The 25,547-nt window shown below is 71.2% G+C and carries 21 protein-coding genes and 1 rRNA gene; 4 read left to right on the top strand and 18 right to left on the bottom strand.

Translation table 11 applies throughout. The features are described from left to right. Window positions 1-23: 23 nt before the first annotated feature. The 5 genes from ACZ63D_RS40415 to ACZ63D_RS40395 form a co-directional block, all read right to left on the bottom strand. On the bottom strand, window positions 24-434 hold the full coding sequence (locus tag ACZ63D_RS40415) for a cobyrinic acid a,c-diamide synthase (protein ID WP_465359621.1): 411 nt from the start codon (window positions 432-434) through the stop codon (window positions 24-26). Next, entirely contained in the window at window positions 431-1,480 is a 1,050-nt protein-coding gene (locus ACZ63D_RS40410) for a ParA family protein (RefSeq protein WP_465359620.1), read from the bottom strand. Before ACZ63D_RS40410 ends, ACZ63D_RS40415 begins: the two co-directional genes overlap by 4 nt. Before the next feature lie 132 nt (window positions 1,481-1,612). Then, window positions 1,613-2,545, bottom strand: a complete 933-nt coding sequence (xerD, locus tag ACZ63D_RS40405) for a site-specific tyrosine recombinase XerD (protein ID WP_465359619.1) — start codon at window positions 2,543-2,545, stop codon at window positions 1,613-1,615. A gap of 39 nt (window positions 2,546-2,584) precedes the next feature. Then, entirely contained in the window at window positions 2,585-3,217 is a 633-nt protein-coding gene (locus ACZ63D_RS40400) for an NUDIX domain-containing protein (RefSeq protein WP_465359618.1), read from the bottom strand. Beyond that, window positions 3,214-4,914: a CTP synthase gene (locus tag ACZ63D_RS40395; protein WP_465359617.1), complete on the bottom strand. Its 1,701-nt coding sequence runs from the start codon at window positions 4,912-4,914 to the stop codon at window positions 3,214-3,216. Before ACZ63D_RS40395 ends, ACZ63D_RS40400 begins: the two co-directional genes overlap by 4 nt. Before the next feature lie 97 nt (window positions 4,915-5,011). On the opposite strand from ACZ63D_RS40395, the gene aroA reads away from it, so the two are divergent. Beyond that, window positions 5,012-6,298, top strand: a complete 1,287-nt coding sequence (aroA, locus tag ACZ63D_RS40390; RefSeq protein WP_465359616.1) for a 3-phosphoshikimate 1-carboxyvinyltransferase — start codon at window positions 5,012-5,014, stop codon at window positions 6,296-6,298. On the opposite strand, the gene ACZ63D_RS40385 is transcribed toward aroA, so the two are convergent. Both ACZ63D_RS40385 and ACZ63D_RS40380 read right to left on the bottom strand, forming a co-directional pair. Then, on the bottom strand, window positions 6,291-7,136 hold the full coding sequence (locus ACZ63D_RS40385) for an alpha/beta fold hydrolase (protein ID WP_465359615.1): 846 nt from the start codon (window positions 7,134-7,136) through the stop codon (window positions 6,291-6,293). The two genes, aroA and ACZ63D_RS40385, sit on opposite strands and share 8 nt — an antisense overlap. Window positions 7,137-7,236: 100 nt before the next feature. Next, window positions 7,237-7,938 (bottom strand): GntR family transcriptional regulator, encoded by a 702-nt coding sequence (locus ACZ63D_RS40380; RefSeq protein WP_465359614.1) that lies wholly within the window; start codon window positions 7,936-7,938, stop codon window positions 7,237-7,239. Between the two features lie 115 nt (window positions 7,939-8,053). Between ACZ63D_RS40380 and ACZ63D_RS40375 the strand changes: the two genes are divergently transcribed. Continuing rightward, entirely contained in the window at window positions 8,054-9,481 is a 1,428-nt protein-coding gene (locus ACZ63D_RS40375; RefSeq protein ID WP_465359613.1) for an NCS1 family nucleobase:cation symporter-1, read from the top strand. Further along, entirely contained in the window at window positions 9,481-10,233 is a 753-nt protein-coding gene (locus ACZ63D_RS40370; protein ID WP_465359612.1) for an aspartate/glutamate racemase family protein, read from the top strand. The genes ACZ63D_RS40375 and ACZ63D_RS40370 overlap by 1 nt, the downstream gene beginning before the upstream one ends. 24 nt (window positions 10,234-10,257) lie before the next feature. Here ACZ63D_RS40370 and ACZ63D_RS40365 read toward each other — a convergent pair whose 3' ends face one another. Continuing rightward, on the bottom strand, window positions 10,258-11,394 hold the full coding sequence (locus ACZ63D_RS40365; RefSeq protein WP_465359611.1) for an acyltransferase: 1,137 nt from the start codon (window positions 11,392-11,394) through the stop codon (window positions 10,258-10,260). A 391-nt stretch (window positions 11,395-11,785) separates the two neighbouring features. On the opposite strand from ACZ63D_RS40365, the gene ACZ63D_RS40360 reads away from it, so the two are divergent. Then, window positions 11,786-13,687, top strand: coding sequence for a glycosyl hydrolase family 18 protein (locus tag ACZ63D_RS40360; RefSeq protein WP_465359610.1), 1,902 nt, complete (start codon window positions 11,786-11,788; stop codon window positions 13,685-13,687). Between the two features lie 733 nt (window positions 13,688-14,420). On the opposite strand, the gene ACZ63D_RS40355 is transcribed toward ACZ63D_RS40360, so the two are convergent. The 10 genes from ACZ63D_RS40355 to rrf form a co-directional block, all read right to left on the bottom strand. Beyond that, complete coding sequence (locus tag ACZ63D_RS40355; RefSeq protein WP_465359609.1) at window positions 14,421-15,368, bottom strand: copper transporter; 948 nt, start codon at window positions 15,366-15,368, stop codon at window positions 14,421-14,423. Continuing rightward, window positions 15,365-16,549: a putative cytokinetic ring protein SteA gene (steA, locus tag ACZ63D_RS40350; RefSeq protein WP_465359608.1), complete on the bottom strand. Its 1,185-nt coding sequence runs from the start codon at window positions 16,547-16,549 to the stop codon at window positions 15,365-15,367. The genes ACZ63D_RS40355 and steA overlap by 4 nt, the downstream gene beginning before the upstream one ends. Before the next feature lie 102 nt (window positions 16,550-16,651). Continuing rightward, on the bottom strand, window positions 16,652-17,800 hold the full coding sequence (locus ACZ63D_RS40345; protein ID WP_465359607.1) for a DUF1266 domain-containing protein: 1,149 nt from the start codon (window positions 17,798-17,800) through the stop codon (window positions 16,652-16,654). A gap of 10 nt (window positions 17,801-17,810) precedes the next feature. Continuing rightward, window positions 17,811-19,595 (bottom strand): DNA repair protein RecN, encoded by a 1,785-nt coding sequence (gene recN, locus ACZ63D_RS40340; protein ID WP_465359606.1) that lies wholly within the window; start codon window positions 19,593-19,595, stop codon window positions 17,811-17,813. 96 nt (window positions 19,596-19,691) lie between these two features. Beyond that, on the bottom strand, window positions 19,692-20,612 hold the full coding sequence (locus tag ACZ63D_RS40335; RefSeq protein ID WP_465359605.1) for an NAD kinase: 921 nt from the start codon (window positions 20,610-20,612) through the stop codon (window positions 19,692-19,694). Next, window positions 20,609-21,436 carry a TlyA family RNA methyltransferase gene (locus ACZ63D_RS40330; RefSeq protein ID WP_465359604.1) on the bottom strand — a complete coding sequence of 276 codons (828 nt, stop codon included), beginning with the start codon at window positions 21,434-21,436 and terminating at the stop codon, window positions 20,609-20,611. Before ACZ63D_RS40330 ends, ACZ63D_RS40335 begins: the two co-directional genes overlap by 4 nt. Window positions 21,437-21,441: 5 nt before the next feature. Beyond that, window positions 21,442-21,648, bottom strand: coding sequence for a hypothetical protein (locus ACZ63D_RS40325; protein ID WP_009079580.1), 207 nt, complete (start codon window positions 21,646-21,648; stop codon window positions 21,442-21,444). A 16-nt stretch (window positions 21,649-21,664) separates the two neighbouring features. After that, window positions 21,665-22,642, bottom strand: coding sequence for an HAD-IIA family hydrolase (locus tag ACZ63D_RS40320; protein ID WP_465359603.1), 978 nt, complete (start codon window positions 22,640-22,642; stop codon window positions 21,665-21,667). After that, window positions 22,635-25,253 carry a tetratricopeptide repeat protein gene (locus ACZ63D_RS40315; protein WP_465359602.1) on the bottom strand — a complete coding sequence of 873 codons (2,619 nt, stop codon included), beginning with the start codon at window positions 25,251-25,253 and terminating at the stop codon, window positions 22,635-22,637. The genes ACZ63D_RS40320 and ACZ63D_RS40315 overlap by 8 nt, the downstream gene beginning before the upstream one ends. 208 nt (window positions 25,254-25,461) lie before the next feature. Further along, window positions 25,462-25,547 (bottom strand): 5S ribosomal RNA (gene rrf / locus ACZ63D_RS40310); the annotation flags it as partial.

Genomic DNA, 25,547 nt, shown 5'->3' with positions numbered 1-25,547 from the left:
CTCGGCCGATGCCGGTTCGTCCATCAGCCCTCGGTTCCGCCGTCCTCGCCGCTCGCCCGCAATCGCTGCACCAGCACGGATTCCTCGCCGCGCTGGTCGAAGTCGGCCAGCAGCACCGCGACCGCCTCGCGGACCAGCCTGCCGCGGTCGACGACCAGGTCGTGCTTGGCGCGGAGGTTCAGCCGGGCCTGCTCCATCGCGAGCAGTTCCTCGCCGGACACGTAGACGGTGATCTTCGCGTCGTGCTTGGTGCGCCCGGACCCGCTGCGCGCCGCGCGGACCAGCTGCTCGGTGTCCGCGGGAGCGCTCGGCTCGCGCGGGGCGACCGGTTCCGCGGGCGCGGGCACGGCGGGGCGTTCGAGCGCGGGGGGCGCCGGGCTGGAGGTGAGGCGGAAGAGCTCCGACGCTCCGGGCAGGGAAGCGCGCCTGCTCACCGAGCGATCACCTCGCGGGCCAGCGCGCGGTAAGCCGCGGCGCCGGCGGACTTGGGGGCCCAGGTCGTGATGGGTTCGCCCGCGACCGTCGTCTCGGGGAACCGCACGGTGCGGTTGATCACCGTGTCGAACACGGTGTCGCCGAATGCCTCGACCACGCGCGCCATGACCTCCTTCGAGTGCAGGGTTCTCGGGTCGTACATCGTGGCGAGAATCCCCGTGATGTCCAGTTTGGGGTTGAGGCGTTCCTGCACCTTCTCGATCGTGTCGATCAGGAGCGCGACGCCTCGCAGACTGAAGAACTCGCACTCCAGGGGGATGATCACACCGTCCGCGGCGGTCAATGCGTTCACCGTCAACAGGCCGAGCGAGGGCTGGCAGTCGACAAGAACATAGTCGTAGTCGTTCATCACCGGACGAAGGACCCGTAACAACGTGTGCTCGCGCCCTACCTCAGCGACGAGCTGGACCTCCGCCGCGGACAGGTCGATGTTGCTCGGCAGCAGGTCAACGCCGTCGACGCGGGTTTTGCGGAGCACGTCCTCGATCCGCACCGAGCGCTCCATGATCACGTTGTAGACCGTCTGGTCCAGTTCGTGCGGCTGGATGCCGAGCCCGACCGACAGCGCGCCCTGCGGGTCGAAGTCGACCAGCAGCACGCGGCGGCCGCATTCGGCGAGCGCGGCGCCGAGGTTGATCGTGGACGTGGTCTTGCCGACCCCGCCCTTCTGGTTGCACATGGCGAGCACCTTCGCCGGGCCGTGCCGCTCCAGCGGCGGCGGCTCGGGGATCTCGCGCAGCGGGCGCCCGGTCGGCCCGATCCCGCTCTCCGCGCGCTCCTTCGCCCGCATCCGGGCGCGTTCGGCGCGGGTGAGCGGCCGTTCCGGCTCGTCGCCCTCGTGGTCCGCCGGCGTGGCGATCCGCGCGTGCTCGAGGTTCGCCGCGGCCGAACCGGAGGACCCGGGGGACCCTGCGGACGCTTCCGGCCCGGCTGGTCCGGCGGACGCTGCCGGGTCCTCCGGCTGGTTCGGGGTCGGTGTCGACATGGCGCGAAAGCTCCTTGTTCGGCGGGGTCGGGCGCAGCCTATGCGGATTTCCGGAGCCCCGGCAAAGCGCCGCGCCGGGCCGCACGGGCCGAGTCACCGCAGCGTGGGAAGGCCCTTGACCGCGTCGAGCGGTCAGCCGAGCGCGCGCGGATGCGCGGTGGCGTAGACCTCGCGCAGCGTCGTGACCGTGACGAGCGTGTACACCTGGGTCGTGGTCACCGACGCGTGGCCGAGCAGTTCCTGCACCACGCGGACGTCCGCGCCGCCTTCGAGCAGGTGGGTCGCGAACGAGTGGCGCAGGGTGTGCGGCGAGACCGCGGCGGTAATCCCGGCCCGCTCCGCGGTGTCCTTGAGCACCTGCCACGCGCTTTGCCGGGAAAGCCGGCTGCCGCGGGCGTTGAGGAAGATCGCCGAGGTGCCTCTCCCGTTCGCGGCGAGCGCGGGGCGGGCGCGGACCAGGTACGCGTCGAGCGCTTCCAGTGCGGGACGGCCGATCGGCACCAGCCGTTGCTTGCCGCCCTTGCCGTCGAGCAGGACGGTGCGCTCGGTGTCGTCCACGTCGTCCACGTCGAGCCCGACCGCCTCGGAAATCCGGGCTCCCGTCGAGTAGAGCAGTTCCAGCAGCGCACGGTCGCGTAAGGCGCGTTCGCCGTCCGGCGGCGGGGTGTCGAGCAGCTTGAGGACGTCCCCGACCGGCAGCGCCTTGGGCAGCCGTTTCGCCGCGGCAGGCGGACGGACGTCGCGCGCCGGGTCGTGTTCGGTGAGCCCGTCCGCGTGCGCGAACTTGTGCAGCCCTCGCACCGCGACGAGCGCCCGAGCGGCCGACGACGCCGCCAGCGGCCGGTGTTCCTCGTCGCCCTCGCGCAGCGCGGCCCCGAAGGACGTGACGTGCGCGGGCGTGACCTCGGTCAGCCGCTCGACCCCCGCCGCTTCCAGATGGGCGGCGTAGCGACGGAGGTCGCGGGAGTAGCTGTCGAGGGTGTTGCGGGCGGTGCCGCGTTCCACGACGAGGTGGTCGAGGTACGTGGCGATCGCGCCCCGCACCTCGACCCCCGCATCATTCACGCCGCCACTCTAGGACGGCGCACCGACAGAACCGGGAATTCAGCCCTCGGCCAGTCGGCGAGCGAACCGCGTCGGCCGGTCCTGCCACGGCGCGTCGGCCGGGCGCGTCTCCGCCGCCCCGGTCACAACCGCGTGCGCCGACAGCACGCCCGAGACGGTCGCGCCGTTGACCAGTTCGCCCGCCAGCGCCATCCGGACCGCCTCGGCGAGCGGGAACTTCCGCACCACCAGGTCGGCCTCTTCCTCGCCGAGCATCTCCCGGTCCACTTCGGACAGATCGCGCGCGAGGAACACGCGCACCACCTCGTCGGTGAACCCGGGCGAGGCAGCGACGTCGACCAGGGTGTCCCAGCGGGCCGCCGCCAGCCCGGCCTCCTCGGCCAGCTCGCGCCGGGCCGCGTCGACCGGGTCCTCACCCGGCTTGTCGATCAGCCCGGCGGGCAGCTCCCACAGCCTGCGCCCGAGCGGATGCCGGTACTGGTGGACGAGCGTGAGGTTGCCCTCGCCGTCCAGCGCCGCGATCACCACTGCGCCGAGGTGCTCGACCACCTCGCGCTTGGCGGTTTCCCCGCCGGGCATCACGACGTCGTCGACCCGGAGGCCGACGACGCGTCCCACGTGGACGACCGTGCTGCCGGCGACGGAGAACTCGTGCGTGCCGGGCGCGCTCACCGGGCCGCCACGGGCGTCTCGGGCAGTTCGACCGGGAGCCGCTCGGCGACCTTGCGGTCCACGACCGCCTTCACGAACGCGCTGAACAGCGGGTGCGGCCGGGTCGGGCGGCTCTTCAGCTCGGGGTGCGCCTGGGTGCCCACGAAGAACGGGTGCACGTCCGCGGGCAGTTCGACGAACTCGACCAGCCGGTCGTCCGGCGAGGTGCCGGAGAACACGAGGCCCGCGTCGCCGATCTGCTTGCGGTAGGCGTTGTTCACCTCGTAGCGGTGCCGGTGCCGCTCGGACACCTCGGTGGTGCCGTACGCCTTGGCCACCTGCGAACCGGCCTTGAGCTTCGCCGGATACGCGCCGAGCCGCATCGTGCCGCCCATGTCCCGCTCGCCCGCGACGACGTCGCGCTGGTCGGCCATGGTCGAGATCACCGGGTGCTTGGTGGTCTCGTCGAACTCGGCCGAGTTCGCGTCCTTGATGCCGGCCAGGTTCCGGGCGCTTTCGATGACCATGCACTGCAGGCCGAGGCACAGGCCCAGCAGCGGCACGCCGTGCGTGCGCGCGTAGTGGATCGCGCCGACCTTGCCCTCGATGCCGCGGATGCCGAACCCGCCCGGGATCAGCACACCGTCCACATCGGACAGCACGGACGCCGCGCCGGATTCGGTCTTCGCGTCGTCCGAGGCGACCCAGACGATCTCGACCTTGGCGCGGTGCGCGAACCCGCCCGCGCGCAGCGCCTCGGTGACCGAGAGGTAGGCGTCGGGCAGGTCGATGTACTTGCCCACCACCGCGACCCGGACGATCTCGCTCGGGTTGTGCACCCGGTCGAGCAGGTCGCCCCACACCGTCCAGTCGACGTCGCGGAACGGCAGGCCCAGCCGGCGCACCACGTAGGCGTCGAGCGCCTCGCGGTGCAGCACCTTCGGGATGTCGTAGATCGAGCGCGCGTCCGGGCAGGCGATGACCGCCTCGGTGTCGACGTCGCACATCAGGCCGATCTTGCGCTTGAGGTCGTCCGGGATCTCCCGGTCCGCGCGGCACACCAGCGCGTCCGGCTGGATGCCGATGTTGCGCAGCGCGGCGACCGAGTGCTGGGTCGGCTTGGTCTTGAGCTCGCCCGAGGGGGCGAGGTAGGGCACGAGCGACACGTGCAGGAAGAAGCACTGGTCGCGGCCGACGTCGTGGCGCACCTGGCGGCACGCCTCGAGGAACGGCAGCGACTCGATGTCGCCGACCGTGCCGCCGACCTCGGTGATCACCACGTCCGGCGCGACGCCGTTCTCGTCCGGCCCGGCCGCGGCGGTGATCCGCGCCTTGATCTCGTCGGTGATGTGCGGAATCACCTGGACGGTGTCGCCGAGGTACTCGCCGCGGCGTTCCTTGGCGATCACCTCCGAGTACACCTGCCCGGTGGTGACGTTCGCCTTGCCGTCGAGAGAGCGGTCGAGGAAGCGCTCGTAGTGCCCGATGTCGAGATCGGTCTCGGCGCCGTCGTCGGTGACGAACACCTCGCCGTGCTGGAACGGGTTCATCGTCCCGGGGTCGACATTGAGGTACGGGTCGAGCTTCTGCATCGTGACGCGAAGTCCGCGCGAAGTGAGCAGCTGTCCGAGGCTGGACGCCGTCAGACCCTTACCCAGAGAGGAGGCAACGCCTCCGGTGACAAAGACATACTTGGTAGCCCGCGACTGAAGTCCCACGGGCCGCCAGCATATCCCACTCTCGCCGGTTCGCTCGCCGACGTCTCTTCCCGGCGCGGCGGAATCGGCCCGCCCGCCGCGCGCTAGGCTGCGCGCCGTGACGAACATCCGCGATGACCACTGGACCGCCCCCGTCGCGGGCGCCTCGCTGGACGCCGCGGTGCGCGTCCCCGGATCGAAGTCGATCACCAACCGGGCCTACGTGCTCGCCGCGCTCGCGGGCGCGCCCACCCGGGTGCGCCGTCCGCTCGATTCGCGCGACACCCGGCTGATGCTGGCCGCGCTCGCCTCGCTGGGCGCGCTTTCGGAAGAGACCATCGACGGCTTTCTCGTCCACCCGCTCGGCACCATCAGCGGCCGCGGCGACGAAACGGCCGTCACCCTCGGCAACGCCGGGACTGTCGCCCGGTTCACGCCCGCGCTCGCCACCCTCGGCGACGCCTCGGTGCTGTTCGACGGCGACGAGGCGATCCGCCGCCGCCCGATCGGCCCGCTGCTGGCCGCGCTGCGCAAGCTGGGCGCGCGGATCGACGACGGCGGCCGCGGCGCGCCGCCGTTCACCGTGCACGGCAGCGGCGGCCTGCCCGGGGGCCGGGTGGACCTCGATTCGTCGGCCTCCAGCCAGTTCCTGTCCGCGCTGCTGCTCGCCGGTCCCGCGTTCGAGAAGGGCGTGACGGTGCGGCTGGTCGGCGGAGCACCGCCGAGCGAACCGCACATCGCGATGACGCTCGACATGCTGCGCCGGTTCGGGGCCACGGTCGAGCGTTCGGGCGCAGAATTCCACGTGGAGCCGGCGAAGCTGTCTTGCCCGGAGTACGTCGTGGAGCCGGATCTGTCCACCGCGGCCCCGTTCGTGGCCGCCGCGGTGGTCGGCGGCGGGTCCGTCCGGGTGCACGGCTGGCCGAAGCAGACCACGCAGCCGGGCGACTGGCTGCGCGGCCTGGTGACCGAACTGGGCGCGAAGGCGGAACTGGACGACGACGGCCTGGTCGTCACCGGCGGCGGCGCGTTTCCCGGCATCGACCTCGACCTGCACGAGGTCGGCGAGCTGACCCCGGTCATCGCGGCGATGCTGTGCTTCGCCGAGGGTCCGTCGAGCATCACCGGCGTCGCGCACCTGCGCGGCCACGAAACCGACCGGCTCACCGCGCTGGCGACCGAGCTGTCGAGCCTGGGCGCTGATGTCACCGAGCTCGAAGACGGCCTGGAAATCACTCCGGCTCCGATGCACGGCGGCGTTTTCCACACTTACGAGGACCACCGGCTGGTGATGGCCGCGGCGGTGCTCGGGCTGCGCGTGCCCGGCGTGCTGGTCGAAAACCCGGAGACGGTCGGCAAGACGTTCCCGGGGTTCGTCGAGACGTGGAGCGAACTCGTCAGCTGAGCAACCGGCGGATCTCCTCCGCCACCACACCGGGTTCGGTGACCGGCACCAGATGTCCGGACTTCTCCGCGATCCGGTGCCGTCCGCCGGACGAAACCCGTTGTGCGTGCGCGGCATTCGCTTCCGCGCGCACCGCGGCGTTCATCCCGTCGCCAGCTCGCCCGCCGGACACGACCGTCACCGGGTGATCGCCGGACGCGGGCGGGTTCGTCCGCCAGGCCGCCAGCTCGTCCAGGAACGTCCGCGCCTGCTCGGTCTGGGTGCGCAACACTTGCGGCGTAAAGCCTTCTCGCACCAGATCGCGCCGGACGTCCTCCGGCGCGGCCCGCACCATGGGCCGGTACAAGAACTTCAGCAAGCCAGCCGCCGCCAGGATCCGGCCAGTGCGCAGGAAAACCCTTTCAGCACTGCGGAATCGAGGCGAGAACAGCACCTCCGCCGCTTCGTCGGTCGGATCGACCAGAACCAGGCCCGCCACCTTCGCTGCCGTCCGCGAGGCAGCGAGGCGCACGATCGGTCCCCCGGCGCTGTGCCCGACGAGCAGGTACGGCCCCGGCCCGAAATGGGCCAGCACGTCGACGAGGTCGCCGGCCATCCGGTCCAGCGTGCGCCCGGACGGATCCGGCGCACTGCGGCCGAGCCCGGACCGGTCGTACGCCACCGCCCGCGCGAACTCGCCGACCAGCGGCTGCACGAGCCCCCACGACGACCGGCTCGCACCCGCTCCCGCCTCGAACACCACCGTCGGCCCGGTTCCGGGGCCGGGCAGCACCGTCGCGTACAGCCGTCGTCCGTCCCTTGTGGACACCCACTCCGGCTCGCCCTGCACGTGCGCCACGCGGCGACCCCCTCCACTCGAAGTTAGGGTCACCTTATCCACGGGGCCTTGTGAGTGCTGGCACCGGTTCTCACCGGCATCGCCACTCACGACCCCCGGCTCAGCCCGCCGGCCGCTCGCCCCGCTCGTCGTCGCCGAACAGATCGCGCAACGTCACCGCGCGGTTCACCCGGACGTGCTCGGCGGCGTACTCGCGCGCCCGCTCCACGTCGCCGGACCCGATCGCCTCCACCAGCCGGCGGTGCTCGTCAAGCAGTTCGGCCCAGTGCTCGTTCTGGCTGGTCAGCCACTGCAGCTGGCCTTCGAGCGGATGCAGCATCGTGGTGAGCAGGCGATTGCCCGCGATGGCGATGATCTCGTCGTGCAGCCTGCTGTTGGCCTCGGAGATCCGCGCGCCATCGCCACCCTGGGTGACCCGTGCGGACTCGGCGAGCAGCCGCTCCAGCCTGCGCATCTCCGGCTTCCCCGCCCGTTCCGCGGCGCGCGCGGCGGCGAGGCTTTCCAGCGCCTCCCGGACGTCGAACAGCTCCTCGACGTCCACCCGGGCCAGCTGCCGCACCACCACCCGTCGCGGCGAGGGCACGACCACGAACCCCTCGGCCTCCAGGCTGCGGATCGCCTCGCGCACCGGCACCCGCGACACCCCGAGATCCTCGGCCAATTCGCGTTCGACCAGCCGGTCCCCCGGCTTCAGCCGCCCGGTCAGGATCCGCTCGCGCAGCTCGTCGAGCACCCGGGCGCGCGTCGCCGCGAGCGGCTGCCGCTCCTGCGTGACGCCCACCCGTCCCCCTCTCGTCGGCATCGGACAATCGCAGAGTTTATCGGCACGAGGGTTGACGCAGCAGCTTCACCGGGCGATATTTGGGATTCCAAATTTGGGATACCAACGCTGCCGGCACGTCGACCGGAGGTCTGCCATGACGCACGCCCCGTCCACCGAAACCAGCGCGACCATCCAGACCGAACCGGACCCTCGGCTGTGGAACGAGGACCTCGCGCCCGCGCGGGAACGGCGCTGGAAGGTGTACGACATCTTCGCGCTCTGGATGTCGGACGTGCACAATCTCGGCAACTACACCTTCGCCGCCGGGCTGTTCGTGCTCGGCCTGTCGGCCTGGCAGGTGTTCACCGCGCTGCTGTTCGGGTTCGTGATCATCTTCTTCGGGATGAACCTGATGGGCCGGATCGGCCAGCGCACCGGCGTCCCGTTCCCGGTGGTCGCGCGGATCAGCTTCGGCACGTTCGGCGCGAACCTGCCCGCATTGATCCGCGCGGTGATCGCGATCTTCTGGTACGGCATCCAGACCTATCTCGCCAGCGTCGCCATCACGCTGCTCGTGCTGGCGATCGACCCCGGCCTGAAACCGTTGACCGAGCACAGTTTCCTCGGCCTGCACGCGCTCGGCTGGATGTGCTTCGTCGCGCTGTGGCTGGTGCAGGCGCTCGTGCTGACCCGCGGCATGGAGGCGGTGCGGAAATTCCAGGACTGGTGCGGCCCGCTGATCTGGGTCGTGATGATCGCGCTCGCGGTGTGGATCCTCGCCGCGAGCCACTGGCACCTTTCGTTCACCAGCAGCCCGCGGCATCTCTCCGGCGGCGAGCAGGTGCGCCAATGGTTCGGCGCGGCCGGGCTGATCCTGTCCACCTACGGCACGCTGATGCTCAACTTCTGCGATTTCTCCCGCAACGCCCCGGACCAGAAAACGGTGCGGCGCGGCAACTTCTGGGGCCTTCCGGTGAACTCGACGGCGTTCGCGCTGCTGTCGGTGATCGTCACCGCGGGCAGTCTCCAGGTGTTCGGCGAGGCGATCACCGACCCGGCCGAACTGCTCGCCCGCGTGCACAACACCCCGGTGCTGATCGTCGGCGCGCTCACCTTCGCCATCGCCACCATGGGCGTCAACATCGTCGCGAACTTCGTCTCCCCCGCCTACGACCTGGCCAACATCTGGCCGAAGCGGATCTCGTTCACCGTCGGCGGGATGATCAGCGCCGTCGCCGCGTTGTGCGTGCTGCCGTGGAAGCTGTACTCGTCGCCGGTAGTGGTCAACTACTTCCTCGGCGGGCTCGGCGCGTTCCTCGGGCCGCTGTTCGGGATCATGATCGTCGACTACTACCTGATCCGCCGCGGCAAGGTCGACGTCGAGCAGCTGTTCGTCCGCGACGGCGCGTACCCCAAGGTGAATCCGCGCGCGATGGCCGCGTTCTTCCCGTGCGCCGTCCTGTCCGCGGTGATCGCGCTGGTGCCGTTCTTCGCGCCGGCCGCGCCGTACTCGTGGTTCCTCGGCACCGCCAGCGCCGGGTTGCTCTACTACGCCGTTTCGTACCGCCAGCGGAGGGCTTGATGCGGATCCTCGTCACCAACTGCAACACCACCGAGGCCATGACGAAGGAGATCGAGTCCGGGGCGCGGGCGGCGGCCAGCCCCGGCACCGAAATCGTCGCCTTGACGCCGAAGTGGGGCCCGGAATCGGCCGAGGGCTGGCTGGACAGCTTCCTGTCCGCCGCGGCCGTGCTGGACCTGTTGCGCACCACCGAGGAACCGTTCGACGCGGTCGTCCTCGCGGGTTTCGGCGAACACGGCCGCGAGGGCGCGCGGGAACTGCTGGACGTGCCGGTAGTCGACATCACCGAGGCCGCGGCGCATCTCGCCGGGCTGCTCGGCCGCCGGTACGGCGTGGTGACGACGCTGGACCGCACGTGCGGCCTGATCGAAGACAGCCTGCATTCGGCCGGGGTGGACCGGAACTGCGTCGCGGTCGTCGGCACCGGGCTCAGCGTGCTGGAGCTGCGCGACCAGGAACGCACCGAATCCGCCCTGCTCACCGCCGGTTTGCGAGCCCGGGAAGCCGGAGCCGAGGTGCTCGTGCTCGGCTGCGCCGGAATGACCGGACTGGACCGCACGATGTCGGCCAAGCTCGACGTTCCGGTGGTCGACGGCGTCGCCGCCGCGGTCCGGCTCGCGGAAACCCTGGTGGCGCTGGGATTGCGCACCAGCCGGGCCGGGTCCTATGCCCGGCCGCTCGACAAACACCGCACCTGGCCGGACGTCGCAAGCAGTTCCGCGGTCCGTGAGGGGAACCTTCACGGACTCTGATTCCCTCACGGCTGCGATGGCACCTCAGCCGCGCACCGGCACCCGAGCTCGCCCGGTGAGCGCCTTGCTCCACGGCAGCCGCCGCAGCACCTCGACGATCGCGAAGGTCAGCGCCACCGTCGCCGGGTAGGCCACCAGCGTCGTCCACGGCGCGCCGTAGCGGTCGCCGACGAACACGAACAGCGGGTCCAGCAACGCGATCGCGAGCGGATGGGTCAGGAACACCGCGAACGACCGGTTCACCGCCCAGGACACGAACCGCCCGCCGCGCTGCCTGCTCTCCGCCCAGCGCGCGCCCGCCAGGTAGATCCCGGCGATCACCGCGACGAACCACGGGATCAGATACGGGCGGAAGGCGTCCGAGGCCATCTCCGGCCACTCTCCAAAGTGGACACTCAGGAAGTAGCCGGTTTCCGCGACGGCCAGGCCGCCCGCCATCGCCAGCAGCACCCAGCGCGAATGCGTGCGCAGCCAGGCGTGCATCGCCTCGAAGTGCACCGCCGCCGCGGCGCCGAGCAGCATGTAGAACTGGTACACGACGAAAGTCGCGAAGAACTTGCTGACGAAGCCGTAGCCCAGCGCGGCGGGCGGGTAGCTCATGAAGACCGCGACCGCCGCCTGCACCGTGCCGGACACCGCCAGCACGGTCCACGGACGGCGGCGGATCAGGCCGATCACCTTCACCAGCAGCGGGAACAGCAGGTACACCTGGAGCGTCACCAGCATGAAGTACATGTGGTACCAGGCGTTCCCGGTGAGCAGGTCCAGCCCGAGCGTCCGCAGCTGCGCGCCGGCGGAGCCGAACGGCTGGTCCGAGGTGATCAGCGAGTAGCCCCGGTAGACGACCGTCCAGACCACGTACGGGATCGCGACCAGCGGGAACCGCTTGCGCCAGAACTTCCCGGGCTGCAGCGGGCGGTCGCGGTACTGGAACACGAGCACGAACGCGGTCAGCGCGAAGAACGCTTCGCGGGTGAGGTGCAGCGGCGTCTGGATCGCGTCGGCGACGACGTCCTGCGGGAGCGTGGTGGAGCCGATCACGTGGATGAGGATGACCATGCCGAAGGTCATGACCCGGTACAGATCGAGCTGACGCAGGTGCGGCGATCTGGCGGGCGCGGGCTCGTCCGCGCGGACGAGCGGGATCTCGGTAGTGGTCATCGTTCGGCCGTGCTCCCGGGGTCGTTGGCGCTCATCGTGCCAGGCTCTCGTGCGCAGCTGTGAGCCACCCATGATCTTCCTGAGACGCGCCTGATGCCGCGCGAGACGGGTGTCGGGTCAGCCACACCCGTACGGGTGAACCAGTGCCGTTCGGCGGTCCGGACCACTCGCCCCGCTTGGAACAGGCCGTTCGTCGGGCCTTTCCGGACACTTCACCACAAAACGCCCCGGCGCGGAAATTGGTCTAGTCCACAGTATTGACTCCGGCTGTGCCCTGGTTCACATTCGACTACGGGCCGGCCCCCGCTCCTGCAGTGATCACCCGATGTCCGACGCTTGCCGCGCATTCCGGTGCGGCAAGCGGACTTCGCTTGTGCGAGGGAGAACTCCTATGCCCCACCGGACCTTGAGACCGCTGGCCGTGGCCTGCGCCGCCCTGGCCGCCGTGGTCGTGGCCGGTCTCACCATCCTGGCCCGGCCCGCCCCGGCCACCGCGACGCCCGCGCCCTCCTCGGGCGGCATGCGCATCGCCTATTTCGACCAATGGAGCATCTACCAGAACGCCTATTACCTCAAGAACGTCGACAAGATCGCCGACAACATCGACTACCTGCTCTACGACTTCGAGAACATCGACCCGACGAACCTCACCTGCTTCGAGACGACCAAGGCCACCACTCCCGACCCGGGCGGCGAGGACGACCCGAACGCGGGCGACGGCGCGGGCGACCAGTTCGCCGACTACCAGAAGTCGTTCGGCTCGGACATCAGCGTCGACGGCTCCGCCGACACCTACAACATGCCGATCGTCGGCAACTTCCACCAGCTGCAGGAACTCAAGGCCCGGCACCCGAAGCTGAAGGTGCTGTTGTCGCTGGGCGGCTGGACCTACTCGAAGTACTTCTCCGACGCCGCGGCGAGCGACGCCTCGCGCAAGAAGTTCGTCAGCTCCTGCATCGACATGTTCATCAAGGGCAACATCCCGGCCGCGGGCGGCTTCGGCGGCCCCGGCACCGCCGCGAACATCTTCGACGGGTTCGATATCGACTGGGAGTACCCGGCGCACCCCGGCGGCCACACGGGCAACCACTACAGCCCCAACGACACGCAGAACTTCACCTCGCTGCTCGCCGAGTTCCGCGGCCAGCTCGACGCGCTGGGCAAGCACTACGCGCTCTCGGCCGCCCTGCCCGGCGGCCAGGACAAGATCGCGAAGATCCAGACCGACAAGATCCACCAGTACATGGACTTCGCGGACCCGATGACCTACGACATGCACGGCGCGTGGGACAAGACCGGTCCGACGAACTTCCAGGACCCGCTCTACCCCTCGCCGAACGACCCGTCCACGCCCATTCCGCCGGGCACCGAGAAGTACACGATCGACCAGGTGATGAAGGCCTACACGCAGGGCGACCCGGCGTACGGCATCCCCGGCGGGTTCCCGGCTTCGAAGCTGACCTTGGGCATCCCGTTCTACTACCGGGGCTGGACCGGCGTTCCGGCCGGCTCGAACCACGGGCTGTACCAGACGGCGACCGGTCCGTCCGCGCCGCATCCGTTGAGCGGCAACGTGCCCGGGGTCGCGATGTACAAGGAACTCTCCGGCGTGGTGGACAACCCGGCGACCACGTTCTGGGACCCGACAACGCAATCCGCGTGGTTCTACGACGGGACGAGCTTCTACGGCGGTTCGTCGAAGCAGTCGATCAAGGCGCGCACCGATTACATCCATTGCAACGGCCTCGGCGGCGCGATGATGTTCTCGCTCTACGACCTCGATCCGGATTCGACGCTGTTCCACGCCGTGGTGGACGGGCTCGCCGCGCCGACGGAGGGCTGTTCCGGTCCGCCGCCGACCACCCCGACGACGCCCACCACTCCGACCACCCCGACTACTCCGACGACGCCCACGACCCCGACCACTCCGACGACCCCGACCACGCCCACCACTCCCACGACTCCGCCGGGCGGCCAGTGCACGGCTCCGGCCTGGGATTCGGGCAAGGTCTACAACGGCGGCGCGGTCGTGTCGTACAACAACCACACCTGGACGGCGAAGTGGTGGACGCAGGGCGAGCAGCCCGGCACCTCGGACGTCTGGTCGGACAACGGAGCCTGCTCCGGCGGCGGCGGTCCCACGACCGCGTGCCCGGCGGCGTGGAGCACAACCCAGTCCTACAACGCTGGCGCGGTGGTGTCCTACAACGGCCACCGCTGGTCCGCCAAATGGTGGACCCGGGGCGAAACGCCCGGCAGCGCGGCGGTGTGGGCCGACAACGGCGCCTGCTGACCCCACGGCAGGAGCCTGAATGATCGGCGGCGGCACCGGATTTCCCACCCCGACAGGAACCGGCGCCGCCGCCGAGCCACGTTGTCCACAGTGGACAGGATCGCCGCGGCCGGGGAGTCGCCCCGCCCGCCGCGGCAGGCACACGAAATCGGCGGCGGTGCTGAATTCCCTCACCCACGAAGGAATCCGGCACCGCCGCCGAATCCGCGTTGCCCACAACGAATGACATCGCCGCGGCCGAGGCATCCCTTGCCCACCCCTGCAAACGCACGAAATCAGCGGCGGTGCTAAATCCCCGCACCTACGTAGGAATACGGCACCGCCGCCAAATCCGCGTTGTCCACAACGGATGACACCGCTGCGGCCAAGCTGTCCCGCGCCCGCCCCGGCAAGCACACGAAATCGGCGGCGGTGCCGAATTCCCTTACCCACGAAGGAATCCGGCACCGCCGCCGAGCCCGCGTTGTCCACAACGGATGACACCGCTGCGGCCGAGCCGTCCCCCGCCCACCGCGACAAACGCACGAAATCAGCGGCGCTGCTGAATTCCCTCCCCCACGAACGAATCCAGCACCGCCGCCGAGCCCGCGTTGCCGCAACGGATAACCACCGCCACAGCCGAGACGTCCCCCACCCCTGCAGCGCACGAAATCGGCGACGGCACCGAAATCCCTCACCCACGAAGGGAACCCGGCACCGCCGCCGATTTCGTGCGGGAGGCGGAAAGCCTGTCTCAGTTGCCCGACGTCGCCACGCCCGGCGCGATCGCCTGCGCGTTGCCCGCGATGCCGTACCGGCCCGAACCGCCGTTGAGCTGTTCCTGCAACGCCAGGATCGTCGCCACCCGGCCCGCCGCCGAATCCGCGTTGTCCACAGTGGACAGGATCGACGTGGCCGAGGTGTCCGCGCGCACCACCCCGATCGGGCCGGTGCCCTCGGCCGAACCCGGGTCCCCGGCCAGGACGGCGCCCGCGCCGGAGCGGTCCATCTGCGCCGCGAACCGCGCGATCGTCGCAGCCCGGTCTCCCGCGCCGTCGCCGGTCTGCTGGGCCCCGGTCAGCACGATCGCCAGCTGCGCGGGCTGCACGCCCTGGCTCGGCTTCACGAAACCGCCGTCGGTGAGCCCGCCGAGCGCGGCGGCGAGTTCGTCGCCGCTCGACTGCGGTTTCGCGCTCGCCTTGTCCAGCAGCAGCACCGAACCGAGCAGCGCGCCGGCGAGCGTGCCGGAATCGCCCGCGGTCGGGAACTTCGCCCCGGCGGGCTGCAGCCGCGTGACGACGTCGCGCAGCTGGTCGGCCTTCGCCGGGTCGGTGAACGCGGCGGTGAGCTGGAGTTCGCCGGTCACCGAGGCTCCGGACTGGCCGACGAGCTTCTTGAGCGCGTCGCGGTCGGCCGGGCGCGCGTCCTGCGTGGTGACGATGACGACGCTGCGCTTGTCTAGCGCGCCCGCGACGACCTTCGGGCCCATCGTGCCGGCGAAGGCGTCCGCGTCGGACAGCCGCGCCTTGAGGTTGTTCCGCTGCGCCTCGAGGTCGGACACCTGCGTGCCGAGGTCTTTTTTCTGGTCCGCGAGCCCGGACAGCAGCGATCCGTTGAGCGCGGTCGAGCCCAGCACCACGCCGACGGCCAGCGCCAGGAAGCAGGCGGTGATGGAAACGATGTGGTAGCGCAGGGAAATCACGTGAAGAGACCCTTCACCCAGGCGACGAACGTGGACCAGGTGTGCTGGATCCACTCGAGATAGACGGAGCCGACGTCGGAGACCAGCAGCGCGGCGATGACGACGACGATGGCGGCGAGGACGAGCAGCGCGACCGCGCCGAGCGACACCCGGGCCCGGTGCAGCGTCGCGACGGCCTTGCCGTCGACCAGCTTCGTGCCGAGCTTGAGCCGCGTGAGGAACGTGGACGGATTCGACCCGGACCGGCCGTGGTCGAGGAACTCCCGCAGCGTGGCCTGGAACCCGACGGTGACCACGAGGCTCGCGCCGTGCGCGTCGGCCAGCAGCAGGGCGAGGTCCTCGGCGTTGCCGGACGCGGGGAACGTGACCGCGCCGATGCCCAGGTCCTGGATCCGCTCGACGCCCGGCGCGTGCCCGTCCGGCTGCGCGGGGACGACGACCTCGCCGCCGCTGCGCAGCGTCGCGGTGCCGATCCCGGTCGGGTCGCCTACCATGACGTCCGGCTGATAGCCCTGCGCGCGCAGGGTGTCCGCGCCGGCGTCGACGCCGATCAGCACCGGCCGGTGCTCGCCGATGTACTTCTTGAGCTTCTTGAGGTCCTCGGCGTGCCCGTTCCCCGCGGCGACGACCAGCACGTGCCGGTCGCGCACCGGGACCTTGAGCTCCGGCACGCCGACGCCGTCGAGGATCAGCGTCCGCTCGCGGCGGAGGAACTCGATCGTGTTGGCGGAGAAGGCTTCCAGCTGGGTCGACATCCCGGCCTTGGCCTCGATCATCTGGTCGGCGACGCTTTCCGCGGTCTGCTCGACCCCGGACGCGAGCTGCCGCTCTCCCAGGTACACCGCGCCCTCGTGCACGCGCAGCTTCGTGCCGTCCTTGACGCTGCGCAGCAGGTCGCCGCCGACCGAGTCGACGAGCGGGATGCCCGCCGCGACCAGGATTTCCGGGCCGAGGTTGGGGAACCGGCCGGAAATCGACGGGGACGCGTTGACCACCGCGGCGACCTCGGCGGCGACCAGCGCGTCGGCCGTGGCCCGGTCGAGGTCGAGCTGGTCGAGCACGACGATGTCGCCGGGGCTGACCCGGCGCAGCAGCTCCCGCGTGCGCCGGTCGACCCGCGCGACACCGATGACGCCGGGGAGGGCTTCTTGGTTCCGCGCGAGAAGACCAGTGAGCTTCATGTGGCTGATGGTGACAAATTTGTGCGTGCCGACAGAGCCGACGCGCCGAAGCGGACATGACTCGTTGTGGTGAGCCATGTCGCGCGCAGTGCCGGGCCGGGGTTAACTGTGCGGTCCGCCCGCCTCGAAATCCAGGTTGGACCAGGGGCTCGCGGGATCGTTCAGCAGCCGGTGGCGGACCCGCGCGGCCGAGACGTATTCCGGGCCGAATTCCTCGCCGTCGAGCGCGAGCAGCCTGCCCAGCACGTATCCGGTGGACAATTCCGCCCACGAACCGTGGTAGCGCCGCGCGATCGCGCCCGCCTCCAGCACCATCAGCTCGGCGGTGAGCGAGTCGCAGTACCCGACCGCCACTCCCCAGCGCACCAGTTCGACCGCGCGGCCGACGTCCCAGCCGATGATGCTGTCCACCACGCCGTCCGGCGCGAGCAGGCCGTCGGCGCGGAACCGCTGTTCGTACCGGACGATCCGGCGCACCGCGTCGATGAGCGGCCCGGCCTGGTCCTCGGCGTCGTTGTCCGAACACCATTGCCGGACCAGCTCGACCCAGCCGTAGACATCCAGCGCCAGCCCGCTGCGGGCGCGCAGCACGAGCACGAGGTTTCCGGTGGTGAGCTGGTAGGAATCGCCGAGCAGCCGGTCCATCGCGGCCCGCCAGCCCGCCGCGTCCGCGACGCCCCACCAGTCCCGCAGGCCGCGGACTTCGGCGACGTAGTCGTGGTAGCGCGCGTCGAGGACGTTCCACGGTTCGGCCGACAGCACCGCCTGGTGCGCGCCGCACGCGAGCGCGTGCGCGACCGGGCCGTCGAGAACTCCGTACCGCGCCGTGTAAAGCCGTTCTACCTGCTGCTCCACCGCGGTGACCCGGTGCGGGTTCGCGCTCACCCAAGGCAGCACCGCCGCCGCGCTGACCCGCCATTCGCCGAGCGTGCCGCGGTTGAACACCACCTGCTCCCCCGGGCCGAGACCGTGCGTGGCCCAGTCGAGGTCGCCGCTGAGGAAGACCACGTCCGCGCCGAAATCCGGCAGCGCGCCGCGGGTGAACACCTGCAGCGAGGGCTCGCCGCCGTGCGCGCAGCAGACTTTCGCGGGCGACCAGGTCCGCTCCTGCGCGAGACGCTGCGCCTCGTCCCGGTGGATCGGCACGAACAGCTCCTCGTCGCCGAGGAGTTCGAGGAAGCGGTCGAGATCGTCCTCCCGCCGCGCGCGGGCGAGTTCGGCTTCGACGTCGGCCAGCGTGGCCCAGGTCATGGGATCCGCCTCAGCCCTTCTTCGCGCGCTTGCGCTTCGGACCGGTGTTCTTCGCCTTGTCCTTCTCCGCGGTGGCGAGCAGTTCCTCGGCGTGCGCGCGGCCGGTTTCGGTGCCGTCCATGCCCGCGAGCATCCGGGCCAGCTCGCGCACCCGGTCGTCCTGGTCGAGCGTCTTCACGCCGCTGCGCGTGACGCCGCCGCTGGTTCCCTTGTCCACCACCAAATGCTGGTCGGCGAACGCGGCGACCTGCGGCAGGTGCGTGACCACCAGCACCTGGTGCGTGCGCGCGAGCTTGGCCAGCCGCCGCCCGATCTCCACCGCGGCCCGGCCGCCGACCCCGGCGTCGACCTCGTCGAACACCAGCGTCTGCACGGTGTCCGCGTGCGCCAGCACGACCTCGATCGCCAGCATCACGCGCGACAGCTCACCGCCCGAAGCGGCCTTGTGCACCGGCAGCGGCGGCGCGCCGTTGTGCGCCCGCAGCAGCAGTTCCACTTCGTCGACGCCGTCCGGGCCCGCGTGCACGGCGTGCCCGTCGATCGCGAGCGCCTGCCGGTCGCCGTGCTCGGCGGGCTTCTGCTCGACAGTGATCTCCAGCTCCGCCTGCCCCATCGCGAGACCGGACAGTTCCTTGGTGATCGCCGTCGCGAGTTCAGCGGCCGCCTTCCCGCGCGCGGCGGAGACCTCGGTGGCGTGTGCGACCAGCTCGACGGCCAGCTCGTCCCGGCGCAACGCCAGCGCTGCTAGTGCCTCCTCGGAGGTGTCCATCGATTCGAGCCGGCGGCGCGCGTCCTCGGCCCACGCCAGCACTCCGTCGACATCCGCGGCGTACTTGCGCGTGAGCCGCTTGAGATCGGCCTGGCGGGCGAGCACCTTCTCCAGCAGCGCCGGGTCGGCGTCCAGATTCTCGACGTAGCTGCCCAGCTCCGCGCCGACGTCGCTCAGCAGCGTGGAGGCTTCCTCCAGCCGCGGCACGAGGTCGCGCAGCACGGCGTCCTCCGCCGAGACCAGCCGCCGCACCGCCTCGCCGACCAGGCCGAGCGCGCCGGGGGCGTCCGGATCGCCGTCCTGCGCGCCGGACACCGCGGCGTGCGCTTCGGTGGCCATCGCGCGGAGTTCGTCGACCGCGGCGAGCCGTTTGATCTGCTCGGTGAGCTCGACGTCCTCGCCGGGTTCGGGCGCGACCGCGTCGATCTCGTTCAGGCCGTGTTTCAGCAGGTCCGCCTGCTGCGCCATTTCGCGGGAGCGGTTGGACCGCTCGCTCAGCTCGGTGAGCACGGCCAGCCATTCCTCGCGGACCCGGCGGTACTCCGCCAGCGGCCTGCCCACCGCGTCGCCGGCGAACCGGTCGATCACCGCGCGCTGCTCGGCCGGGCGCAGCAGCCGCAGCTGATCGTTCTGCCCGTGCACGGCGATCACCTGCTCGGACAGCTCGGCCAGCACCCCGACCGGCACCGACCGGCCGCCCAGGTGCGCCCGAGAGCGCCCGTCGGCCGCGACCGTGCGCAGCGCGATGACGCTGCCGTCCTCGTCGACGTCGGCCCCCGCGTCGGTGACGATGCGGGCGGCCGCGTCGTCGTCGCCCACGGTGAACCGGCCCTCGACGAATGCCTTCAGCATCCCGTTCCGGACCTTCGACGCCTCGGCCCGTCCGCCCGAAAGCAGATGCAGCCCGGTGACGACCATGGTTTTGCCCGCACCCGTCTCACCGGTGACCACGGTGAAGCCCGCGTGCAGTTCCAGCAGGGCTTCCTCGATGACTCCGAGGCCCTGGATGCGCATCTCGGCCAGCACGACGCATACGGTAGCGGCCCGCACCGACGTTCTGTGCGCCCGAGGCCCGCTAACTCTTCTTTTCGCTGGTCGAACACTTGTGCGGGCGCGTCGCGCTCAGCGGTCTCCCGAGCGCCGGTCGCGCCAGCTGCGCACCGGGAGGCCGAACTTGTACACCAGCCGGTCGGTGAACACGCCGTCCCACAGCCGCACCAGCCGCACCGGCTGCTCGCCGCACACGACGCGCACCAGCGCGCCCGGCGGCAGGTCGAACGACCGCAACCCGTCGCAGGTCAGAGCCGCTTTCGGGCCGGTCGGATCGATGCCTACGGTGATCACCGAATCCGGGGACACGACCAGCGGCCGGGAGAACATCGCGTGCGCGTTGCTCGGCACCACGAGCAGCGCCTCGACGTCCGGCCACAGCACCGGCCCGCCCGCGGAGAAGGCGTACGCGGTGGAGCCGGTCGGCGTCGCGCACAGGACGCCGTCGCAGCCGAAGGACGACACCGGGCGTCCGTCGACCTCGATCAGCGCGTCGAGCACCCGCTCGCGGCTGAACTTCTCGACGCTGGCCTCGTTGAGCGCCCAGGTCCGGTAGATCTCCGCCCCGTCGGCGGTGACCGTGACGTCGACGGTCATCCGGTCTTCGACGTGGTACTCGCGATCGACCACGCGCTGCACGGCGTCGGCGAGCGCGTCCGAATCCGCCTCGGCGAGGAAGCCCACTCGGCCCAGGTTCACGCCGAGCACCGGGACTCCGGCCGGACGGGCGAGTTCCGCCGCGCGCAGCAGGGTCCCGTCGCCGCCGAGCACGAACACGAGTTCGGCCCCCTCGGCCGGATTGTGCTCGGGCGCGATCACGGTGCACGGCATGGCCATGCAGCCGTCCGGGTCGATCAGCCGGAGCACGTCCTCGTCGAGCACGCGCAGCCGGATCCCGGCCTTCGCGAATCGCTGGGACACCTCGCGGGCGGCCTCCCGCGTGGTGTCCCGGTCGGGGTGCACCACGAGGAGCACTTCACGTTCGGCGGTCACTGGGGTCCTTCCTGGACTGCGGCGCGCACGAGCCGCTCGGCGTCCCCGGTGTCCGGGGCGCCCGGGTCTTCCGGCTCCGTTTTGCGGAGCCAGACGAAGTATTCGACGTTCCCGGAAGGCCCGGGCAACGGGCTGGCGACGACCCCGCGCAGCGACAGGCCGAGCTTCGCGGCCTCGGCGAGCACGCCCAGCACGGATGCGACGCGCAGTTCCGGATCGCGCACCACGCCGCCGCTGCCGAGCCGGTCCTTGCCGACCTCGAACTGCGGTTTGACCATCGGCACCAGGTCCGCGCCGTCGCGGGCGCAGTCCGCGAGCGCGGGCAGCACGAGTTTGAGCGAGATGAAGGAAAGGTCGCCGACGACGAGGTCGACCTGGCCGCCGAGCACGTCCGGCGTCAGGTTGCGGACGTTCGTGCGGTCGAGGACCACGACGCGGTCGTCGGTCTGCAGCTTCCAGTCGAGCAGCCCGCGCCCGACGTCGGCGGCGATGACCTTGTCCGCGCCGTGGCGCAGCAGCACATCCGTGAAACCGCCGGTGCTCGCGCCCGCGTCGAGACACCGGCGGCCCTCGACGATCAGCCCCTCGGGGCCGAACCGGTCAAGCGCGCCAAGGAGTTTGTGCGCGCCGCGCGACGCCCAGCCTGGGTCGTCCTCGTCCTTCACGACGATCGGCGCGTCGTTTTCCACGCCGGTGGCGGGTTTCGTGGCGACCATGCCGCGCACGGTGACCTTGCCGCCGGTGATGAGTGCGGAGGCTTGTTCGCGGGAGCGGGCGAGTCCGCGCCGCACGAGTTCCGCGTCGAGCCTGGCCCGTTTGGCCACGCCGGTCAGACCTTGTCGATGCTGGACAGGGCGACGGTCAGCTCGGTGTGCACGGCCTCGAACCGGTCCACGTGCTCGGCGGGAGGCAGCGTGTCGAGGTCGTCGAGCCCGGCGACGGCTTCGTCGATGCCCGCTCGCGGGTCAGTCTGCTGCGGGCCGGGTCCGGGGATCGGCGGGGGTCCGGGAACCGGCCGCGGAACGTTCGGGTGCACCGCCCCAAACTACCAGTCAGGCCAGCCCGAGCCCGGCTACTGCCGCCGCGGCCGCGTCGCCGTCCGCGCGCACCTTCGCTACGCCGGTGCGCCATGCCGCGTCGCACAGCGCGCGCAGCAGGTCGAGCTTGTCGCCTTCACCGCGAACGGTCAGCACGTCCCCTTCGCTGATCTCCCAGCCGGGCCGCTTTCCGACGCGCAATTCGTCGGCAGGCCGCGCGAGCGCGGTGATGTCCGCACCCAGATGGGTGGGTCGTTCCGCGGGAATCGCGGTGAGCAGTGTCGCCGGAGTCGTGATGCCGGTGAGCACGCACAGCGAGTCGAGCCCCGCCGCGACCGCCCCGGCGATATCGGTGTCGAGCCGATCCCCGACCACCAGCGGACGCTCCGCCTTCGCCGATCGCGCCGCCGTTTCGAACAGCAACGGCTGCGGTTTTCCCGCGACCTCCGGCTCCGCGCCGGTGGCGATCCGCAACGCGCCCACCATCGACCCGTTGCCCGGCATCAGCCCGCGCTCGGTGGGCAGCGTGGTGTCGGTGTTCGTGGCGACCCACAGCCCGCCCGCGCGGATCACGATGCTCGCCTCGGCGAGGTCCGCCCAGCCGGTTTCCGGCGAATGTCCTTGCACCACCGCGGAAACGTCGCCGCCCGCGGTCCGCACCGGCTCCAGTCCCGCCGCGGAGACCTGGTCGCCGAGCGAGGCGGTGCCGACGATGAGCACCTTCGCCCCGGCGGGCAGCCGGTCCCGAAGGAGCGCGGCTGCCGCCTGAGCGCTGGTGTGCACCTCCTCGGTGTCCGCGGAGATCCCGAGGTCCCGGAGGTGCTGCGCGACCGCGGCCGGGGCCTTGGACGCGTTGTTGGTCACGAACCGGACCGCCGTGCCCTGCTCGCGCACGGCGGTCACGGTTTCCGCGGCCCCTTCGATCACCTGCGGCCCGTGGTAGACGGTTCCGTCGAGATCGAACAGCAGCGCGTCGTAGGCCACGTCAGTCATCCGACTCGTTCGGCTCGGCGGACCCCTTCGCCTCGTTCTCCTCGTTCGACGCGTTCGCCAGGTCCGCGGCGCGCTCGGCGGCGTCGGTCTCGTCCTCGGCGTCGGCCTCGGCGGCGTGGAGGAACCACTGCACGGCTTCTTCCTTGCGCCCGGCCGCCTCGAGGTTGTCGGCGTAGGCGTAGAAGAGACGCGCGCTCCACGGGTCGCGCTTGTTCGCCTGGAGGTCCGGCCCCTGCAGGGACACGACCGCCGCGTCCAGCTGGCCGAGGTCGCGCCGCGCGCCGGCCGCGACGATCGCCAGCTCGACCTGGGTCGCCTTGGTGAGCCGTTCCTTGTCGGTCTCCTTGGCGAGGTCCAGCGCCCGCTCCGGACGGCCGAGCGCGCGCTCGGCGTCCGCGATGATCGCGATGTGCTCGTCGCTGCGCGTCATCCGCCGGACGGCGCGCAGTTCCGACAGCGCCTCCTGCCAGTTGCCCGCGTGGTAAGCGACCAGCCCGAGCCCTTCGCGGACGATCGGCACGCGCGACGCCTTGGTCTTCGCGTACCGGGCGTGCTCGAGCGCGGCCTCCGGGTCCTCGTCGACCAGCCCGCCCGCGGCGACCAGGTGCTTCCCGACGGTCTCCGCGAGCCCCTTCGGCAGGGTCCGCAGCTCGCGGCGGACTTCTTCGTCGAGGTCGGAGAACTCAATGTCCTCGGGCAATTCCGGCGCTTCGAGCAGCTCGCGGGCCAGAGCGGCGTCCTGCTCTTCAAGGGTCACCGGCCGCTTGGTGCGCGGACGGTCGTCCCTGCGGTCGCGACGGTCGCCTCGATCACCACGGCTGTCCCGACGGTCGCCGCCACGGTTGTCACGCTCGCTACGCCCGCCACGGTCTTCGCGGCTGTCGCGCTCCTGGCGGTCTTGCCGCTCGTCCCGCACTCCACGGTCTTGCCGGTCGTCGTGCTCGTCACGATTCTGCGACCCTGTCGCGTCACGCCGTTCCTGGCCCTCAGCGGCCTCGTCCCGTCCGGCCCGGTCTCCCGCGCCCGATTCGACGCCAGCGCCGCCGTGCTCGACTGCCGGGCCCGTGGTCGCCTCTTCGGCTACCGCGGATTCCTCGACCACGGCCGACGTGGTCTCCTCGACCTCGTCCCGCCGCCCGCGGAAACCGGCGTCCTGGCGCTCGTCGCGCTCGTCCTTCCGGAACCCGCCCGAACGCTCGTCCCGACGATCCCCGCCAGCCTGCGCTCCACCGGCCCGGTCGTCGCGACGGAACCCGCCGGAGCGCTCGCCCCGGTAGCCGCCCTCGTCCCGACGGTCGTTGCGGAACCCGCCGGAGCGGTCGCCACGCTGACCGCCTTCGTCCCGGCGGTCGTTGCGGTATCCGCCCGACCGGTCGTCACGCTGGTTGCCGCGGAACCCGCCAAAGCGGTCGTCCCGCCGATCCCCGCGATAACCGCCTTCGTCACGCCGCTCGCCGCGGAATCCGCCGGACCGGTAGCCGCCTTCGTCCCGACGATCGTTGCGGAATCCGCCCGGACGGTTGTCCCGCCGCTCGTCGCGATCGTTGCGGAACCCACCGGAACGGTCGCCACGCTGACCGCCTTCATCCCGACGGTCATTGCGATACCCGCCAGACCGGTCGTCGCGCTGGTTGCCGCGGAACCCGCCGGAACGGTCGTCCCGCCGATCCCCGCGGTAGCCGCCCTCGTCCCGGCGGTCGCTGCGGAATCCGCCCGGACGGTTGTCCCGCCGCTCGTCGCGATCGTTGCGGAACCCGCGGTCGTCGCGCCGCTCGCCCCGGTTGCCTCCGGACCGGTCGTCTCGGAATCCGCCGGGTCCCCGGTTCCCGCCCCGGAATCCGCCGTCGCGCGGGCCGCGGTCGTCCCGGTAGCCGCCGGGCTTTCCGCCGCGGTCGTCGCGGGAACCGCCGCGCGAATCGCGGTTGTCCCGGTTGTCGCGGTCGTTGCGGAATCCGCCGGATCCGCGCCGGTCGTCGCGGAAACCGCCGCCCTGGGAGTCTTTGCCGCGATATCCGCCCGGACCACGCCGGTCGCCGCCGCGGTCGTCGTTCCAGCGCCCGCCGGACCGTTCCCCGTAGGAGGATTTCCCTTCCGGCCTGCCCGAACGGTCCCCGTACGACGGTTTGCCGCCGGGACGTCCCGAACGATCGCCGTAGGACGGCTTACCGGAGCGCTCGCCGTAAGAGGAGCGCCCTTCCGAACGGTCGCCGTAGGACGAGCGTCCCTCCGGACGTCCGGAGCGGTCGCCGTAGGACTTGCCGCCGGGTCCGCCGGAGCGGTCGCCGTACGATTTGCCCTGCGGGCGGTCATAGTCGCGCTTGCCACGGGGGCGGAAGTCGCGGTCGTCGTCGCGCTTGCCGGCGTATCCGCGGTTTTCGCGGGGCCCGTCGCCGTGGCCGGGGCGGCCGGCGAAGCCGCCGGATCCGCGCGCGCCGCGGTCGTCCCGACGGGGCCGGCCCTGGTGGGCGCTGTCCCGTCCGCCGCGGTCCTGCCGCGCGCCGCGCCGGTCTCCCCGGGGCGCGTCGGACCGTCCGCCGCGGGAGTCCTGGTCGCGGCGAGCCGACCGACCGGACCCCTCATCCGCTGAGTCTCGTCGACCGAACTCGGACACGTGGCCTCCTGCCATAGACAACTCTGGAATTCTGAAGTCGGCCCCCCATCCGAGGGCCGATTGACTATCCTACGGGCCCGTTCGGAGCAACCTCGCGCGGGCGGACCTGAGCCGGCCCGGCGCGCGGCCTGAGCGGACGCGAACATGAGTCTGGGCCCCGGGAGAACCTCAGGGGTTCTCGGACCGGGGCCCAGACTTCTCATGTTGAGTTCGGCGGTGTCCTACTCTCCCACAACCCTTCGGTTGCAGTACCATCGGCGCAGTCAGGCTTAGCTTCCGGGTTCGGAATGGGAC

It is taken from the genome of Amycolatopsis sp. NPDC104775 (assembly GCF_055583325.1).
The sequence above is the reverse complement of the archived record's forward strand: the minus strand, read 5'-3'. Positions and strand labels throughout refer to the sequence as shown.

Coding starts and splice junctions, on each gene's coding strand:
- ACZ63D_RS40410 (WP_465359620.1), bottom strand. CDS start 1,480: ATGTCGACACCGACCCCGAACCAGCCGGAGGACCCGGCAGCGTCCGCC.
- ACZ63D_RS40380 (WP_465359614.1), bottom strand. CDS start 7,938: ATGCCGACGAGAGGGGGACGGGTGGGCGTCACGCAGGAGCGGCAGCCG.
- ACZ63D_RS40375 (WP_465359613.1), top strand. CDS start 8,054: ATGACGCACGCCCCGTCCACCGAAACCAGCGCGACCATCCAGACCGAA.
- ACZ63D_RS40370 (WP_465359612.1), top strand. CDS start 9,481: ATGCGGATCCTCGTCACCAACTGCAACACCACCGAGGCCATGACGAAG.
- ACZ63D_RS40365 (WP_465359611.1), bottom strand. CDS start 11,394: ATGACCACTACCGAGATCCCGCTCGTCCGCGCGGACGAGCCCGCGCCC.
- ACZ63D_RS40360 (WP_465359610.1), top strand. CDS start 11,786: ATGCCCCACCGGACCTTGAGACCGCTGGCCGTGGCCTGCGCCGCCCTG.
- steA (WP_465359608.1), bottom strand. CDS start 16,549: ATGAAGCTCACTGGTCTTCTCGCGCGGAACCAAGAAGCCCTCCCCGGC.
- ACZ63D_RS40345 (WP_465359607.1), bottom strand. CDS start 17,800: ATGACCTGGGCCACGCTGGCCGACGTCGAAGCCGAACTCGCCCGCGCG.
- ACZ63D_RS40320 (WP_465359603.1), bottom strand. CDS start 22,642: ATGACTGACGTGGCCTACGACGCGCTGCTGTTCGATCTCGACGGAACC.